The sequence below is a fragment of the Paraburkholderia sediminicola genome, assembly GCF_046027355.1.
GTDB classification, from domain to species: domain Bacteria; phylum Pseudomonadota; class Gammaproteobacteria; order Burkholderiales; family Burkholderiaceae; genus Paraburkholderia; species Paraburkholderia sediminicola_B.
Genome location: NZ_JAQQEK010000088.1, coordinates 1 through 2,346, shown reverse-complemented (window position 1 = coordinate 2,346; position 2,346 = coordinate 1). Strand labels below are relative to the sequence as shown.

2 protein-coding genes and 1 pseudogene are annotated in these 2,346 nt (G+C 57.0%); 2 read left to right on the top strand and 1 reads right to left on the bottom strand.

The genetic code is table 11. The features are described from left to right. Positions 1–717, bottom strand: a 717-nt coding sequence (locus PQR42_RS45315) for a hypothetical protein (RefSeq protein WP_408496055.1), incomplete at its 3' end; no start/stop codon positions are given. 557 nt (positions 718–1,274) lie between these two features. Between PQR42_RS45315 and PQR42_RS45310 the strand changes: the two genes are divergently transcribed. Then, entirely contained in the window at positions 1,275–1,544 is a 270-nt protein-coding gene (locus PQR42_RS45310; protein ID WP_408205178.1) for a hypothetical protein, read from the top strand. Positions 1,545–1,686: 142 nt separating this feature from the next. Then, a pseudogene (locus PQR42_RS45820) lies at positions 1,687–2,295 on the top strand (transposase family protein). The last annotated feature ends 51 nt before the right edge of the window (positions 2,296–2,346 follow it).

Below are 2,346 nucleotides of genomic sequence, written 5' to 3'. Positions count from 1 at the left end.
CTTGACGAGTTCTCTCATGCGTGCATTTTGCTGGTTGACCAGGCGGGATGCCGCTTCAACGCGTGCCTTGGCTGCGCGCAACGTCCGCCGGGACATAAATTCGCGCCGGGCAGCGCCTTCAAACTGAATGCTGACGATGATGCCAACGATACACATCATGGGCACGATCGACCCGGGCGTAATCCAGAAAAACCGCGGCGGTTTGGCATTATCCAGTGGCCAGAGGTAAAGCGTCAGGCGGAACGTAACAAAGCATATTCCGGCTAACCACGCCGCCATGATTGCGCGCAGCCGGAACGCCGTGAATATCATGAAGACGGTGAGATAAAGGACCGGAAAAATTTCCGGGACGGCCAGGGTCCTCGGGTAAATGACCAACATCCACAAGAGGGCGAACCAGCAGCTCAGCGTCCATAGACAATGTAGTCCGTCGGCCCAGCGTTCGTCCAAGGCGCGCGCTCCCCACATCAACCATACCGCAACAGCCATACCCACGGCGCCTGCGAGTCGAACGTAGCCGATGTGATGGATGTGGTTCGGATCGAGGATGTCCATCTTCCACCAATAATCGCGAACGGAAAACCCTATCCATGTGAGCGTGAAGAGGGTGCTAACCAGTCTGCGTTGCTCCGCGTGACGACGCGCATAGTCCAAACGGAACGCACGCTCCAGAGCCGCCGAGCCAAATTTGCGCACCAGGAAGCGTGACGATCTCATAGGTTGCTTGATAACCGTGAGCGGATAGTGCGCAATATCAACGAGGCTTTATCGGCGCACCACAGGTTAGACAGGTCCCCACCGAGCATGGCTAACGGAGTAAGACGGACATGCCAGCGAAAGCGGCGACGGTGTCACGGGTGCACAGCACTTTCGTGCGTAGTCACCATACGATAAAAACAGAATAACAGGTCGCCATCACTACTATCAGCCACAAATGTATCACCGGGGTCGTGCCGCATTCTCCACACCTGCATGGGTTCAGCAAGAAGCGCCGTCATGGAGGCCGGCTGTCCGATACTTCACCCGAATCGGACAACGGGAATGCATACATCTTTCGATGGGTGTTGCTTGTCCACCGCCTACTCATGTGCGTTGTGACGGCGTTTCGTCTGACCAAGAATGAGTACGACAGCAACGCTGAGAAGGCATTCGTCGAGTGCCTCCAGATTGGTTGATCGTTGCAACGAGCCTGACTTGCCCGGTTCAAGCGAGGACTGCTGTCGGTCGGCGAAAGAGGCACACGCCGATCTCTTAAACTCCACAGGAGATTACCCATGAAACGTTACCAATCGGTCACCGTCTGTCTTGCCCTGATGACTGGAATCGCAGCAGACGGATGCTTCGCGCAATCAGCGACCAACCAGAAGGATTCCATAGGGGAGGGGAACGCCCCGCAGGATCCAGCGGTCGGGGCTCCGACTATCACACCTGCCCCTTCTGTTTCCCCTGGCAAAACACGCGAGCAGGTGATGCGCGAGTTGGAGGAGTTTCAGAACAGTGGTCAGGCAGCGAAGTTGCGTGACCTTTACCAAGGCGGCGGCTAATGAGACGTCGCGGGCCAGAGCGGCGTTTGGGACAATCGAAACAGCATGGCGTATTCCGGTCCGTCTTGTTTGTCGAATATCACAGAGCGATGTCCGTTTGGGGCATTCTTACGGTAACGGGATTTGCTGGTAGAGCGTGTCGATAAGGAAATCGCCGGCGCTCTTTCACCGCCATCGGGTTTCGGGTGCGGGCATTGGTTGTGCGGGGCGCTGGTATTTTTCCAGGTTTTAAAGTCTGGGCTACATTGGAGGAATACCGTTTGAGCGCAGCATGACTGTCAGCTGCAATGGAAGTCTCTGTCGCAGACGATACGGTGCTGGTGCGAGGTTGGCGAACCGTATCTACTGTTGGACTCCAACGATCAGCGCTGCGCCGAACTCGACGTTCTGCTGCAGAAGCATCGCGACAAGCCGGCGGCCAAGGGATGCGTGCTGGGGTCGTGTTCCGAAGCGCTACGAGGATCGTGACCAACCAGTTGTTCAGCTACCCGGCGGCGAAGGCCGAAATAGCGGAACCCGCCACGGTCAAACACGTCTTCGTCAAGACCTGTGCCCGGGTGAACAAGCGGGCCCAAAACAGCCATCAAACTACTCGTGAATGTGGGCGGCGCATCACTCGCTCCCTGGCTTTTCTGTCAAGCTTTGACCTCTTCCGGCAGCACTTCGCGCTTACGCGACATTTCCTGCGCGCTTCGCCCGATCGCGACAACCCGGCGAACGCTTTGCTGCGTGGCCTGCTTTACCGGGCTAGTCCTAAAACCCCTCTCTTTGTAGACAAACTCGCGTCATGTGCGCGCTTGCA